Annotated in this window: 9 protein-coding genes; 6 read left to right on the top strand and 3 right to left on the bottom strand. The window is 66.2% G+C overall.

The features are described from left to right. Nucleotides 1–80: 80 nt before the first annotated feature. A complete protein-coding gene (gene purL, locus L6Q67_RS10570; RefSeq protein WP_296568923.1) occupies nt 81–4,010 on the bottom strand; it encodes a phosphoribosylformylglycinamidine synthase in 3,930 nt (1,309 codons plus the stop codon). 275 nt (nt 4,011–4,285) lie between these two features. Between purL and L6Q67_RS10575 the strand changes: the two genes are divergently transcribed. From L6Q67_RS10575 to L6Q67_RS10600, 6 genes are all read left to right on the top strand, one after another. After that, complete coding sequence (locus L6Q67_RS10575) at nt 4,286–5,683, top strand: sensor domain-containing diguanylate cyclase (protein WP_296568926.1); 1,398 nt, start codon at nt 4,286–4,288, stop codon at nt 5,681–5,683. A gap of 64 nt (nt 5,684–5,747) precedes the next feature. After that, nucleotides 5,748–6,569 carry a phosphatase PAP2 family protein gene (locus tag L6Q67_RS10580; protein WP_296568929.1) on the top strand — a complete coding sequence of 274 codons (822 nt, stop codon included), beginning with the start codon at nt 5,748–5,750 and terminating at the stop codon, nt 6,567–6,569. A gap of 2 nt (nt 6,570–6,571) precedes the next feature. Beyond that, on the top strand, nt 6,572–7,546 hold the full coding sequence (locus tag L6Q67_RS10585; RefSeq protein WP_296568931.1) for a lysylphosphatidylglycerol synthase transmembrane domain-containing protein: 975 nt from the start codon (nt 6,572–6,574) through the stop codon (nt 7,544–7,546). Nucleotides 7,547–7,551: 5 nt separating this feature from the next. Further along, complete coding sequence (locus L6Q67_RS10590) at nt 7,552–8,610, top strand: glycosyltransferase family 2 protein (protein ID WP_296568934.1); 1,059 nt, start codon at nt 7,552–7,554, stop codon at nt 8,608–8,610. A gap of 12 nt (nt 8,611–8,622) precedes the next feature. Then, nucleotides 8,623–10,185 carry a glycosyltransferase family 39 protein gene (locus tag L6Q67_RS10595; protein WP_296568936.1) on the top strand — a complete coding sequence of 521 codons (1,563 nt, stop codon included), beginning with the start codon at nt 8,623–8,625 and terminating at the stop codon, nt 10,183–10,185. Further along, the gene (locus L6Q67_RS10600) at nt 10,182–11,633 is read left to right on the top strand and encodes a glycosyltransferase family 39 protein (protein WP_296568939.1); all 1,452 of its coding nucleotides are present in this window, start codon (nt 10,182–10,184) and stop codon (nt 11,631–11,633) included. Before L6Q67_RS10595 ends, L6Q67_RS10600 begins: the two co-directional genes overlap by 4 nt. Nucleotides 11,634–11,728: 95 nt before the next feature. Here the strand turns inward: L6Q67_RS10600 and L6Q67_RS10605 are convergent, their stop codons facing one another. Both L6Q67_RS10605 and L6Q67_RS10610 read right to left on the bottom strand, forming a co-directional pair. Next, entirely contained in the window at nt 11,729–13,717 is a 1,989-nt protein-coding gene (locus L6Q67_RS10605) for a propionate--CoA ligase (protein ID WP_296568941.1), read from the bottom strand. Continuing rightward, nucleotides 13,695–14,876: a response regulator gene (locus L6Q67_RS10610; protein WP_296568944.1), complete on the bottom strand. Its 1,182-nt coding sequence runs from the start codon at nt 14,874–14,876 to the stop codon at nt 13,695–13,697. Before L6Q67_RS10610 ends, L6Q67_RS10605 begins: the two co-directional genes overlap by 23 nt. Nucleotides 14,877–14,886 lie beyond the last annotated feature (10 nt).

Raw genomic sequence — 14,886 nt, forward strand, 5'->3', positions numbered from 1 at the left:
GCGCGAAAGCACACCGGCCTTTTTACATCGGTGACCGCGGGGCCGGGACGCAACCGCCCCCGCGAGACTTCAGCCTGCGATCACCCCACCCACTTGCGGGCGTTGCGGAACATCCGCAGCCACGGCGAATCTTCACCCAGACTGGTCGGATGCCAGCTCATCTGCACGGTGCGGGCGGTGCGCTCAGGGTGCGGCATCATGATGGTGAAGCGGCCATCCGGCGTTGTCAGGCCGGTGATGCCGGCAGGCGAGCCGTTGGGGTTGAACGGGTAACGCTCGGCGATGGCGCCGCTGTTATCCACGTAGCGCAGGGCCACCTTCGCGTTGTCCTGGGCGTCAATGCCCGCGAACACGGCACGACCTTCGCCGTGGGACACGACGATGGGCATGCGGCTACCGGCCATGCCGGCCAGCAGGATGGACGGGCTTTCCTGAACCTCCACCATCACGAAGCGGGCCTCGAACTGCTCGCTGCGGTTGCGCTGGAAACGCGGCCAGGTTTCGGCCCCCGGGACGATCTCGGCCAGGTTGGACATCATCTGGCAGCCGTTGCACACGCCCAGGGCGAAGGTGTCTTCGCGCTTGAAGAAAGTCTCGAACTGCTCGCGCAGCGCCGGGTTGAACAGGATGGACTTGGCCCAGCCCTGCCCTGCCCCCAGCACATCACCGTAGGAAAAGCCGCCACAGGCCGCCAGACCCTTGAAGTCGGACAGATGGACGCGCCCGGCCTGCAGGTCGGACATGTGCACGTCGAAGGGGGCGAAGCCGGCGCGCTCGAAAGCGGCGGCCATCTCGGCCTGGGAGTTCACACCCTGCTCCCGCAGGATGGCGATCCTGGGGCGGGCACCGGTGGCGATGAAGGGCGCTGCAATATCTTCGGCCGGATCATAGGACAGCGACACGGACAGGCCAGGGTTGGCGACATCGGCCAACGCATCGAACTCTTCCTTCGCACAGTCGGCGTCGTCCCGCAGGCGGGCGATCTGGTAGCTGGTCTCGGACCAGGTCTGCAGCAGTTCGGCGCGAGGGGCGCTGAACACGAGCTTGGCGTTGCGCCAGAAGCGCAGCTCGTCCCGGTCGTTGGGTTCGCCCACAAAGTGGTAGGACAGCCTGGCGGCACGCAGGGCTTCGGTGAAGCGGCTGCGGTCATCCCGGCGGATCTGGATCACGGCGCCCAGCTCTTCGGCGAACAGCGCCTTGAAGAGCATGTCGTTGAAGCGGCCCTTGAGGGAGTCCGGCCGCTTGTCGAGACCATCCACGTCATTCATGTACTGGTCGTAGGCCACCGTATCCAGCATCACCGACAGGCCGCACTTCGAGGCGAAAGCCATCTCGCACAGGGTCGCGAAGAGGCCGCCGTCGGCGCGGTCGTGGTAGGCCAGGATCAGGTCTTCCCTGCGCCACTGCTGGATCAGATCAAAGAAGGCCTTGAGCTGGCCGGCGTCCACGTCGGGAGCGTGCTCGGCCACCGAGTTGTAGGCCTGGGCCAGCACCGAGCCGCCGAGGCGGTTGGCGTTGTTGCCCAGATCGATGAGCAGCAGCTCGGTCTCGACACCTTCGGGGAACTGCAGCTGGGGCGTGAGGGTGCGGCGCACGTCCTGCACCGGGGCAAAGCCGGTCACGATCAGGGACAGGGGCGACACCACCTGCTTGTCCTCACCCTCCTCGTTCCAGGCGGTGCGCATGGACAGGGAGTCCTTGCCCACCGGGATGGCGATGCCGGCCTGCTGGCAGAACTGGGACACGGCCTCGACGGTCTTGTAGAGCTTGACGTCCTCGCCCCGGTGGCCGGCAGCGGCCATCCAGTTGGCGGAGAGCTTCACGTCACCCAGGCTGCGGATGTCGGCGGCGGCGATGTTGGTGATGGCCTCACCGATGGCCATGCGGCCGGAAGCCGGCGCGTCGAGGGTCGCCACCGGGGTGCGCTCGCCCATGGCGAAGGCCTCCCCCAGGTAGCCCTGGTAGCTCATGGTGGTCACGGCCACGTCGGCCACGGGGATCTGCCACGGGCCGACCATCTGGTCGCGGGCGGTCATGCCACCCACCGAGCGGTCGCCGATGGTGATCAGGAAGCTCTTGCTGGCCACGGCCGGCATGCGCAGCACGCGGCGGCAGGCGTCGGCCAGATCGATGTCGGTCACGTCGAAGGGCGGCACGAAGACCTGGCGGGTGGACACGTTGCGGGTCATCTTGGGCGGTTTGCCCAGCAGCACCTGCATCTCCATGTCCACCGCGTTGTTGTCGAAGTGGCGGTCGGACACCACCAGCTGACCATCATCCGAAGCCGTGCCGACCACTGCGAAGGGGCAGCGCTCGCGCTCGCAGATGGCCTTGAAGACATCCAGGCTCTCTGGCGCGATGGCCAGCACGTAGCGCTCCTGGGACTCGTTCGACCAGATCTCCCGCGGGCTCATGCCCGGCTCTTCGATGTGCACCTCGCGGAGCTCGAAGCGGGCGCCCAGCTCGGCGGAATCGGCCAGCTCGGGGAAGGCGTTGGACAGGCCGCCGGCGCCCACGTCGTGGATCGACAGGATGGGGTTCGCTTCACCCTTCTGCCAGCAGGCGTCGATGACCTCCTGGCAGCGCCGCTGGATTTCCGGGTTGCCGCGCTGCACGGACGCGAAGTCCAGGTCGGCGGTGTTGGTGCCGGTGGCCATCGACGAGGCGGCGCCGCCACCGAGGCCGATGAGCATGCCGGGGCCGCCCAGCTGGATCAGCAGGGTGCCGGGGCCGAACTTGATCTTGAAGGACTGCTGGTCCTGGATGCAGCCCAGGCCGCCGGCGATCATGATGGGCTTGTGGTAGCCCCGCACCTCGTCCTGCACGCTCTGCTGGAAGGTCCGGAAGTAGCCGGTCAGGTTGGGGCGGCCGAATTCATTGTTGAAGGCGGCACCACCCAGGGGGCCTTCGATCATGATGTCGAGGGCCGAGGCGATGCGTTCGGGCTTGCCATAGGCCTGCTCCCAGGGCTGCTCGAAGCCGGGAATCTCCAGGTTGGACACGGAAAAACCGGTAAGGCCCGCCTTGGGCTTGGAGCCGCGGCCGGTGGCGCCTTCGTCGCGGATCTCGCCGCCAGAGCCGGTGGAAGCGCCCGGGAAGGGAGAGATCGCGGTGGGGTGGTTGTGGGTCTCGACCTTGGCCAGGATATGGGTCAGCTCGTCGCGGTACTTCCAGGCGCCCTCGGCATCCGGGTAGAGCTTGGCAACGGTCGCCCCTTCGATCACTGAGGCGTTGTCGGAGTAGGCCACCACGGTGCCCTCCGGGTGGGCCTTGTGGGTCTCGCGGATCATGCCGAACAAGGTCTTGTCCATGGGCCGGCCGTCGATCACCCAGTCGGCGTTGAAGATCTTGTGGCGGCAGTGTTCGGAGTTGGCCTGGGCGAACATCATCAGCTCCACGTCGGTGGGGTTGCGCCCCATGCGGGTGAAGTTGTCTACCAGGTAATCGATCTCGTCCTCGGACAGTGCCAGGCCCAGCTCGCTGTTGGCCACCACCAGGGCGTCGCGGCCCTGCTCGATGATGGCCACGGTGGTGAGAGGCTGGGGCGCGTAGTGGTGGAACAGGGCGTGAGCCGCGTCCACGTTGTCCAGCACCGACTCGGTCATGCGGTCGTGGATGGTCGGCAGCACCGCCTCGCGGTCGCGGGCATCGAGGCCGCCACGCAGCTCGAAGCTGAGGGCCGTGCCCCGCTCGATGCGGATGATCTTGTCGAAACCGCATTGCCGGGCAATGTCGGTAGCCTTGGACGACCAGGGCGAGATGGTGCCCAGGCGCGGCGTGACCAACAGCAGGCTGCCCGCGGGCACATCACCTTCAGGGTGCGCACCGAGCAGATCCACCAGCCGGGCGAGCTCGTCGGCCGACAGGGGCGCGCTGATCTCGGCGAGGTACCAGTGCTCCGCGGCCAGCCCCTTGAGGCGGGGCAGCACGGATTTGACCGACTCGGTCAGGCGGTCAAGACGGGAGCGGGAGACGGCGGGCGCACCGCGCAGCTTGAGGATTTCGGACATGGCAAGGATGGGCGCGAGGTTTGTACCGGCCCGTCGAAAGTCACGAGACTCACGGACGGACCCGAGAAAAGCCCGGGATTATACCCGAGCCCATCGCCAGCTCCGATCAGGGTTTCGCGCCAGAACTCGGCCGTGCATGCCGGATGCACGGCCAGGGCGGTCGGAAATGCATCCGACCTATGCAATAATCCGCCGCCATCCCGTTTGTGGATCGATCGTTCATGTCATCTCGCCGCGCGTCACCCCGAGCCTCCCTGTCCTCCCGGACATTCTGGGTGCTCGCCGTCCTTTTCTGCGCCATCGAGACGACCATCCTGATTCAGGCATACCAGCAGACGGCGGCGCATCGGCGCGTATCCGAACAGCTGTCACTGGTCCGCCAGAGCACGGCCATGGCGTGGCACATTGCGGCCGGCCAGGCCCCCACGGTCCACGCCGACATCATCGTCAACCCAGCCGTCCGCGACCCGCGTCACCGCTGGCTGGAGTCAGCGCTGCAAGGGCTTGCCGGAGGGGGAGCGGTCCACACCCTCGAGAACGTCGAACTCGTTCTGACGCCCCTCGACAACCCTGCCGCACGTCGCACCCTGACCGAACTGCTGGCCCGCTGGAACAACTTTGCGCGGCTCGAAGTCCTCGACCCGGGCTCCGCCGTTGCCTCCAGTGAGCTCGCCACCATCGCCCCTGCCCTGAGCGAACTGGCCCGGCTGCTCGCCACCCAGCACGAGGAAGCCGTCCTGCAGGCAGATAGGCTCACTGCGCTGGCAGTGATCACCGGTCTGGTCGCCTTCGTGGTCATGTGCGCCATACTGCTGCGACAGACGCAGCGCTCCGAGCGCTCCGGCCGGCTGATGCGCTCGATGATGAATCAGATCGGCGCCGGGGTCTGCATCCTCGGCAGCACTGACAAGATCGCCGATGCCAACCGGGCCGCCTGCCGCATGCTGGGCCGCCCCCGCAAGGCCCTCCGGGGCAAGCGCCTGGAGGACATTCTGACCGAGCAGGAAGGTGTATGGACCGGTGAGCGGCCCGATGGCATGCCCCTCGCGATCGAGCGGATTCCCGGCACCATCGAAGGCTACAAGGGCCCCCTGCGCATCGTCACCCTGCTGGATGTGACCGCACGCCACCTGACCGCAGAATGCCTGCAGCACCTCGCCAACCACGATGCCCTCACCAGCCTGCCGAACCGCAGCTTCCTGGAAGGACATTTCAAGAAAGAACTGGCACGCAGCACCGGGCAAGGGCTGGCGCTGGGTGTCGCGGTTCTCGACCTGGATGGTTTCAAGCCCATCAACGACACCTACGGACATGCAGTCGGCGATGCCCTGCTGGTGCAGATCGCCCAGCGCCTGAGCTCCGCCCTGCGCAACGGCGACGTGATCGCCCGTGTTGGCGGCGACGAATTCGTGGGGGTGTTCCCCGACATCAACAACCGGGAGAGCCTGCGTTTCCTCGGCGACCGGCTGCTCGGCGTCTTTGCCCATCCCTTCCAGATCCAGGAACACCTTATCCCCATGGCCGGCAGCATCGGTCTCGCCCTGGCCCCGGACGACGGCACCGACCAGGACAGCCTCCTGCGCGCCGCAGATGCCGCCATGTACCGGGCCAAGCAGGCTGGCAAACGCCCGGCCCTGCTCGCCAGCGTCGGGAACAGCGGGCGCGCAGCCTGACGACGACGTCAATCCGGCAGCCTGATCGGGTAAACTGCCAGGTTTTGCTGTCACCACCCAAGCCTTGCCCCCACACTCCCTGCCCGAACCCGAGTTCGAAACGCCAGCGGCTTCAGCCGACGCCATTCCGCGTCCCTGGCTGGCGATTCCGGCCGCGGTCCTGTTGGTTCTGGCTGCAGGCCTGGCACTGGGTGGCGACAATCAAGCCGCCTTTCTGCGCATCAACGCGGCCAGCGCCAGTTGGCTTCCCCCCGCCCTGTGGTCGGCCATCAGCCTGTCAGGATCGGTGCTGGGCATGATTGCCCTGCTCGCCCCGACCCTGAAGACCCAGCCACGCTGGCTCGCCGCCGCCTTCCTGGCAGCGCCGCTGGGCGTGCTCTTCAGCCAGGGTGGCAAACGCTACTTCGATGTGATGCGTCCAGCCGGTGTGCTGGAAGCCGGCAGCTTCCAGCAGATTGGCCAGAAGCTCTATGTGCACGCTTTCCCTTCGGGCCACAGCACGACGGCTTTCCTGGTCGCTGCCGTGCTGATCCTCGCCTGGCCCCGGGATCATAGCCGTGGCCGGGCGGCCCTCGTCTTTCTGCCCCTCGCTGCGCTCATCGGCCTGTCGCGCATCGCAGTGGGCGCCCACTGGCCGCTGGATGTGCTGGTCGGTGCAGCCGGGGGCTGGATCGCCGGCGGCCTGGGTGTATGGCTGTCGGGCAGGATGCGCTTCTGGGAACGCCCTGGGGGCATCCGCGCCATGGCCACCATTGCCGTGGCCACCAGCCTGGCCATGATCTTCGTGGACCTGGGCTATCCTCAGGTCCGGCTCTACCAGATCGGCCTTGCCGCCTGGGGGATCGGTGGCGCCGCTGCAGCGCTGATGGCGGAGCGGGAGTCCTGAACATGAAAATCATCAAGCGCGCGCTTGCCGTTGCTGTCTCCCTGGGGCTGCTCGCCTGGCTGATGTCCGACGGCCGCTGGCGTGGGCTCGGCGAGGTGGTCAGCCGAGTCGACGGACTGACCCTGGGCCTCGCCACCACCGGTTTCCTGCTGTCCTACCTGCTGCGTACGCTGCGGGTCTTCGACGAGTTCCGTGCCCAGGCGAAGGGGCGCTTCGGCGCCTGCCTGCGCATCGTGCTGATCCACAACGCGATGGTCAACGTGGTGCCTTTCCGTGGCGGTGAAGCGGCCTTTCCGCTGCTGCTGCGGCAGAGCTTCGGCATTGCCCTGCCCCGGGCCATCGCTTCCCTGTTCTGGTTCCGCCTGCAGGACGCCTTCGTCGTTCTGGCGCTGGCAGCCCTCGTCTGGCCGGGGCTGCACCCGGCACTCAAGGCACTGGCTGTCGCCGGGGTACTGGCCCTGGCCTGGTGGCTCCCCCGCTGGGCCCGCGCTCCGCACGACTGGGCCGAAGGCAAGGCCCTGACGGCCAAGCTCGGGAAGATTCGCGACGCCTTCGCCGAAAGCACCCGCCACGCCCGCTTCGGCTGGGCATGGACGCTGGCCAACTGGACCGTCAAACTCGCCGCCCAGGCCGGCCTGCTGGCGGCGCTGATCCCTGCGGGCCTTGCCGTTGGCGCGGCGGGCGCGCTCGGCGCCGAACTCGCCGCCATCCTGCCGATCCAGGGCGTGGCCGGCTTCGGCACCTACGAGGCCGGAGCCGCCGCCGCCCTGCTCCCCAGCGGCATTGCGCTGGCCGTGGGGCTGCAGGCCGCCCTGGCCCTACACCTCTTCGTGATCGCCTGCTCCGTCACCGCCGGCGCCATCGCCTGGCTTTTCCCCGCCCCGGCCACCCATCAAGCGAGCGCAGCCGCCGCGTCCGACTTACAATCCGCCTCGTCCGACGCCGACGGGGCGCAAACCAAAATCTCAGCCGAATAGCCATCATGACCGACACCACCCAGCTCTCCCCGCTTCCGCCGGCCTCACCGGACATCCCGGCTGATCTGCCCCCCCATCGCCTGTCAGTGGTCGTACCCCTGTACAACGAGGAAGACAACGTGGATCCGCTCCTCGAACGCGTCCACCTGGCCCTCGGCCCCTACCCCTACCCGTGGGAAGTGGTGATCGTCGATGACGGCTCCTCCGACAACACGGTGCCCAATCTCGAAAAGGCCGCCCTGCGCTACGGGCCCCACGTACGCATCGTCGCCCTGATGCGCAACTTCAAGCAGACCGCCGCCATGCAGGCCGGTCTCGACGCGGCCCGGGGCGACGTCATCGTCACCATGGATGGCGACCTGCAGAACGACCCCATCGACATCCCGCGCATGGTCGGCCGCCTGCTCCGCGAAGACCTCGACCTGGTCGCCGGCTGGCGCAAGAATCGCAAGGACGGGATGATCCTGCGCAAGATCCCCTCCAAGATCGCCAACCGCCTGATCGCCCGCATCACCGGGGTGCACCTGCAGGATTACGGCTGCTCGCTCAAGGCCTTCCGCGCCACGGCGATCAAGAACGTACGCCTCTATGGCGAGATGCACCGCTTCATCCCGGCCTGGCTGGCCACCGTCACCACCCCGCGCAAGATCGCCCAGGAAGTCGTCACCCACCATGCACGCATGTTCGGTGAATCCAAGTACGGCATCTCGCGTACCTTCCGGGTCATCCTCGACCTGATCTTCGTGTATTTCTTCATGCGTTTCCGCACCCGCCCGGGCCACTTCTTCGGTGGCATCGGGCTGGGGCTGGGCGCGCTGGGCATGCTGATTCTCAGCTACCTCGGCCTGCTCAAGCTGTTCACCGGTGCCTCGATCGGTACCCGCCCGATGTTCTTCGGCGGCTTCTTCTTCGTGATTGCCGGCATCCAGATGGTCACCACCGGCGTTCTCGCCGAGTTGCTCACCCGGGTGTACTTCGAATCCGGCCAGAGCCAGGCCTATGTGGCCCGGGACAGTGAAGCCCTGGAAGATGGTCAGGGCTGGCGCAACGGCGACGGCAAGTAAGCGGTTCCACCGATGCCCGGATTCCATCCCGCCGGCGGCCCCCTCGCCGGCAGCCTCCTCGGTCGCCTGATCCTCGTACTTCCGCTGCTGGCTTTCCTGCTGCGTCTAGGTGGCGCGCCGCTCTTTGACGTGGACGAGGGCGCCTTCTCGGAAGCCACCCGCGAGATGTTCGAGCGGGGAGACTTCCTGTTCACCTACCTCAACGGTGTGCCGCGCTTCGACAAACCGATCCTGATCTACTGGCTGCAGTCCATCGGCTACCTGATCTTCGGTGCCAGCGAATGGGCCTTCCGGCTACCTTCAGCCGTGGCGGCCATCGTGTGGAGCTACGCCACCTACTTCTTCGCCCGCCGCCGAATCGGCGAGGATGCCGCCTTGATCGCCCTGGCCGTGGCCTGCACGGCCCTCGGCCCCTTCGCCATTGGCCGCGCCGCCACCGCCGACGGCCTGCTCAACTGCCTGCTGGCCCTGACCCTTTTCGACGTCTGGCGCCATCTCGAAACCGGCCGCCGTACGCCCCTGCTGCGGGCGTTTGTGTGGATCGGGCTGGGTGCCCTGACCAAGGGGCCGGTTGCCCTGATCGTCCCGGGCACGGTCAGCCTGCTCTACTGCGCCAGCCGCGGCGAGTGGAAGATCTGGCTGCGCACCGTCTTCAATCCCCTCGGCCTGCTGATCCTGACCGCCATCGCGGCGCCCTGGTATGCCTACGCCTACGCGTTACACGGCCAGGACTTCATCGACGGCTTCATCATGCGCCACAACGTCCAGCGCTTCTCCGGATCGCTGGAGGGCCACGGCGGCAGCGCCTTCTATTACCTGATCGCCGTGCCCCTGCTCCTGCTGCCCTGGAGCGGCCTGTTCATCAACGCCCTGGGCAAGCTTCGCAGCGACTTGGCCTATCCGCTCCGGCGTTTCCTGTGGATCTGGTTCGGCTTCGTGCTGGCCTTCTTCTCCCTGTCGGGCACCAAGCTGCCCCACTACGTGCTCTACGGCTGCACGCCGCTGTTCATGCTGATCGGGCTGCATGCGGGCGAAGCCCGTCGGGCGTGGCCCCATCTGATCGCGCCGGGCCTGCTGTTGCTGCTCTTCCCGCTGCTGCCGAACCTGTTTGATGCCCTGGCCCACAGCAATCTGGGCGACGGCTTTTATCGCGCACAGCTGGCACGCGCCCTGGAAGTGGCCGACGGCAGCTACATCGCCACCACGGTCGGCGGCCTGATGGTCTGGCTCGGCATCATGTTCTTCCCCCGGATCCGGCTCATTCCCAAACTTGTCATCACCGCAGCCCTGCAGGTTGCCCTCCTGGCTGGCGTGGTCGTCCCCTATGCGGGCGAGCTGGCCCAAGGCCCGGTCAAGGCAGCCGGCCTGAAAGCCCGCGAGCTGGGTGAGGAGGTCGTGTTCTGGCGCTTCACCACCGCGCCCAGTTTCAGTGTCTATCGTCAGGCCGTCACCCTCAAGGGCAACCCCGAGGCCGGCCAACTGGGCCTGACCCGCATCGACCGCCTGCCGGAAGATGCTCCGGTGGACATCCTGTTCCGCGAAGGCGGCGTCGCCCTGGTGCGGATCAAGCCATGAACGATCGCAGCCTCATCGGGCCGCTGGCCCTCATCGCCGCCCTGCTCACGACCTACCGAATCTGGGTGATCAACCACCTGGGCATCGATCTGTATGTGGACGAGGCCTACTACTGGGGCTGGTCCCAGAACCTGGACTGGGGCTATTACTCCAAGCCCCCGCTGATTGCGGCATTGATCGCGGCCAGCACCGCCCTCCTCGGCAACGGCCTGGTGGCCATCAAGCTGCCTTCCCTGCTGCTCTACCCTGCCACCGCCTTCGCCCTGTACGCCCTGGGCTGCCGGCTGTACTCGCCCCGGGTCGGCTTCTGGGCCGGGCTGGGTTTCCTGTCCATGCCCCTGGTGGCAGCCCTGGGGCTGTTCGTCTCCACAGATGCGCCGCTGCTGCTGTGCTGGTCGCTGGCGCTGCTGTTCCTGCTGCGGGCACTGGAGCGGGACGGATGGCGCAACTGGCTGGCCTGCGGTGCGGTGATCGGCATCGGCCTGATGTCCAAATACACCATGGCCGCCTTCCTGCCATCGGCGCTGCTGCTGCTCATCATCGACCCTCGCCATCGGCGCTGGCTGGCACGCCCCCAACCCTGGGTGGCCCTGCTCCTCGCCTTCGCGGTGCTGTCACCGAATCTCTACTGGAACTGGGCCCACGACTTCCCCACCTTCCGCCATACCGCCGAAATCACCCGGGTCGGCCACGGCGAGCGGGGCCTGCACCCAGGGCAGCTCGGGGAGTTTCTGGGCGCCCAATGGCTGTCCTTCGGCCCGATACTGGGAATCCTGCTGGCCTGGGCACTGCTCCGCAGCCGCCGCCTCGCCGGCACCCCCGCCCACCGCACCCTGCTGATCTTCATCCTGCCGCTGCTGCTGCTGGTGAGCCTACAGGCGCTCACCGGCCGGGCCAACGGCAATTGGGCTGCCCCCATCTTTGTCGCCGCCTGCCTGCTGGTTCCAGCCGTGTTCCTGAAGGAGCGGAAGCGCTGGGTCGTCGCCGGTATTGCCTTCAATCTGCTGGCCTCCACCGCGGCCTATCACTGGCCGGACCTGGCCCGCGCCGCCGGTATCGAACTCACCGCAAAGAACGACCCCTTCAAGCGCGCCCGTGGCTGGATCAATCTTGCAGAGGCCGTACGCCCCTATCTGGCTGCGCATCCGGGCAGCGTGATGGTCGCCGAGGACCGTGAGCTTATCGCCCATCTGGTGTACCGCCTTCACCCCACCGAGTATGCCGCCTGGCATCCCGGTGGAACGCCCATCGACCACTACGAGCTGATGACCCGACTGGACGACAAGCGCGGGCGAGACATTGTCTACATCGGCCGCAAGGCCGACATCCCCGACATCGCCGCACACTTCAGCTCCAGCGAAAAGCTCGGCAAGATCGTGGTGCCCATCCACAAGGACTTCCGGCGCGAGGTCCATGTGTTCCTGCTGAAGGATTTTCAGGGCTACTGAGACGCAAGGCCCTACACCCCCGGCTTGGGCCGGTACAAAAAAACCGACCGGCCTTGCGGACCGGTCGGTTTTTTTACGGCAGAACAGCGGGCGGCTTACTTGGCAGCCAGCGCGGTCTTGATCTGCTCGAGGGTCGAAGGATCTTCGATGGTGGTCAGATCGCCCGGATCACGGCCTTCGGCCAGCGCCTGGATGGAGCGACGCAGCATCTTGCCGGAACGGGTCTTGGGCAGACCGGAGATGAAGTGCACCCGGGCCGGACGGGCGATGGCGCCGAGGCTGCCATCCACCAGCTTCATGACGGCCTTTTCGAGCTCGACCACCTTTTCAGGGGTATCCACCGACGCCGGATCCTTGACCACGGCGAAGGCCATGGGCATCTGGCCCTTGAGCTGATCGGCCACGCCCACCACGGCCACTTCGGCAATCGCCGGGTGAGCCTGGACGGCTTCCTCGATTTCACGGGTACCGAGGCGGTGACCGGCCACGTTGATCACGTCGTCAGTACGGCCGAGGATCTTGTAGTAGCCGGCATCGTCCTTGATGCCCCAGTCGAAGCTGGAGTAGACCAGCGGCTCCTGGAACAGCGTGAAGTAGGTGGACACGAAGCGCTTGTCGTCACCCCACACGGTGGACAGGCAACCGGGGGGCAGCGGCGGCACCACGCCGACGATGCCCTTTTCGTTGGGGCCGCACTCGGAACCGTCGTCGCGGAACAGGCGAACGTCGTAGCCATACACCGGGAAGCCGGGGGAGCCAAGCTGCACTTCCTGCTTCTCGACACCGGGCATCAGGGACAGCATGGCCCAGCCGGTCTCGGTCTGCCAGTAGTGGTCGATGACCTGGATGCCCAGTTCATCCATCATCCACTTGTGGGAGGTCTCATCCATCGGCTCGCCGGCGCAGTACAGGGCGCGAAGCTTCGACAGGTCGTACTTCTTGAGGAAGGCGGGATCTTGCTTCTTGAGCACGCGGATGGCGGTCGGGGCGCTGAACATCACGGTGACTTCCTGCTCCTGGCAGATCTTCCACCAGATGCCGGCGTCAGGACGCAGCGGGGTGCCTTCGTACATGATCGTGGCCATGCCGTTGATCAGCGGGCCGTAGATGATGTAGCTGTGACCCACCACCCAACCGATATCGGAGGTGGAGAAGAAGGTCTCGCCCGGGTTGCCACAGTAGATGTGCTTCATGGACGCGGCCAGCGCCACGGCGTAGCCGCCGGTGTCACGCTGCACGCCCTTCGGCTTGCCGGTGGTGCCGGAGGTGTACAGGATGTAGCTGGGCTCGGAGGATTCGAGCCAGGTGACGGGAACCTGGGCATCCATATGCTTGGCGCGCAGGGTAGCGTAATCCACGTCACGGCCGGCAACGACGTTCATTGCCTTGTCGAGGCCACGATTGACCATCAGCACGGCAGCCGGCTTGTGCTCGGCCAGGCCGATGGCTTCGTCCAGCAGGTGCTTGTAGGGAACCGGACGGCCGCCACGCATGCCGGCGTCGGAGGAGACGATCACGGTGGGCTTGGCATCGTCAATGCGGGTTGCCAAGGAGTGGGAGGCGAAGCCGCCGAACACCACCGAGTGGATGGCGCCGATGCGGGTGCAGGCCAGCATCGCGAAGCAGGCTTCGGCGATCATCGGCATGTAGATCAGGACGCGGTCGCCCTTCTTTACGCCCAGCTCCTGGTAGATCGCTGCCATGCGCATGACTTCGGTGCGCAGTTCAGAGAAGGAGTAGATCTTTTCTTCGTCGGTCTCGGTGGAGATGTAGACCAGTGCCTTGCCGTTCGGGTTGGTTTCGGCGTGGCGATCGACCGCGTTGTAGCAAAGGTTGGTTTCTCCGCCGACAAACCACTTGACGAAGGGCGGCTTGGAAAAATCGTAGACCTGTTCGGGTTGCTTGTTCCAGTGGACCAGCTGTGCCTGCTCGCCCCAGAAGCCGTTGCGGTCTTCGACGGAGCGTTTGTGAAATTCCTGGTATGAAGCCATGGGTTCCTCTCCCTTTTTCGAATAGTCAAACCACTGCGTAGGATGGCGATGCGTCGTGGCGCCCGCCTTGTTATTCGTCTTTGGGTGCTGCACTCACCAGACCGGCTTCTGCAACGCGCGCGAGGGTGGCGAGCGGCAGACCGGAAGGGAATTCGGATTCTATCAATTCCAGCAGCGGCAAGAGTGTCCGTATGGCATCGGGAAGCTGCTTGCGCAAACGGGGGTCGAGACCCGCGGTGCGTAGCTGGAGGAGGTACTGGTCGATGCTGACCGACGCACGGGTCGGTACGCTGATCATGTCGGGCGTGACCTCGCCCTTCTCGCCCATCACCCGGTTGCCGCCCTCGGCCCTGCCTGCTGCAATACGCTGCACCGCCACACCGATCAGGTGGCTGACGGTCTGGGTCTTGCCCGGCTCGGCGGCAGCCAGACCAATGGTGATCTGGATGCGGATGCGCTCCTCGCGATAGGTCATCACGATGTGATCGATGGCCGCCCGCAGACGCATGGCAAAGGCACAGGCGCCGTCCATGTTGGTACTCGGCGAGACGATCACGAAACGCGCCGGGGCCAGTTCGGCGACCGTGTCTTCCTGACGCAGCTTGGTGGCGAGGATCTTGGACAGCTTGCGATTGACCAGCTGCGCCACATGCGCACCATAGCGGGCGATCAGGGTGTCGAACTGGTCGATCTCGATGACCATCACCGACAGATCCCCATGCCGCCGCTGGGCCAGGGACAGCTCCTGGGCTGCGTGGTAGTGCAGATAGGACGGTGTGGCCAGCCCGGAGGTGGGGTCGGTGGGGCTGGCCGTGGCCAGGGCGGCCCGGCTTTCCTCCAGATCCCGCTGGGTGCGGGCCAGCTGGGTCAGGGCCTCCAGACGCGCCAGCAACTCGACGTTGCCGATGCTCTTGGAAATGAAATCGGTGGCTCCGGCGCTCTTGGCCTTGACCCTCACATCCGGTTCATCGTCCCCGGAGATCACCACCACCGGCAAGGTGTTGATGCGGGAGATGCGGCTGCGGCGGATACGCTCGAGCAGGCCATAGCCATCCAGCCGAGGCATGCCGATGTCGGTGATCACCGCCTGAATGGTGGGATCCACCATCAAGGTCTGCCAGCCGGCTTCGCCGTCGGCCTCCTCCCGCACTTCAAAGCGGTCCCGCACGTGCCGGATGATGGACGCACGCACCATCCGGGAATCGTCGATGATCAAGACCCTGGGCAGGGCCTGATCGTTGTCTTCTGTCATGCTGGACTCG

It is taken from the genome of Zoogloea sp. (genome assembly GCF_023150065.1).
Lineage (GTDB): Bacteria > Pseudomonadota > Gammaproteobacteria > Burkholderiales > Rhodocyclaceae > Zoogloea.

Bases quoted from the DNA above. Each gene is read 5' to 3' on its own strand.
- L6Q67_RS10600 (WP_296568939.1), top strand. From the start codon at position 10,182: ATGAACGATCGCAGCCTCATCGGGCCGCTGGCCCTCATCGCCGCCCTG.
- L6Q67_RS10610 (WP_296568944.1), bottom strand. From the start codon at position 14,876: ATGACAGAAGACAACGATCAGGCCCTGCCCAGGGTCTTGATCATCGAC.
- L6Q67_RS10590 (WP_296568934.1), top strand. From the start codon at position 7,552: ATGACCGACACCACCCAGCTCTCCCCGCTTCCGCCGGCCTCACCGGAC.
- L6Q67_RS10585 (WP_296568931.1), top strand. From the start codon at position 6,572: ATGAAAATCATCAAGCGCGCGCTTGCCGTTGCTGTCTCCCTGGGGCTG.
- purL (WP_296568923.1), bottom strand. From the start codon at position 4,010: ATGTCCGAAATCCTCAAGCTGCGCGGTGCGCCCGCCGTCTCCCGCTCC.
- L6Q67_RS10595 (WP_296568936.1), top strand. From the start codon at position 8,623: ATGCCCGGATTCCATCCCGCCGGCGGCCCCCTCGCCGGCAGCCTCCTC.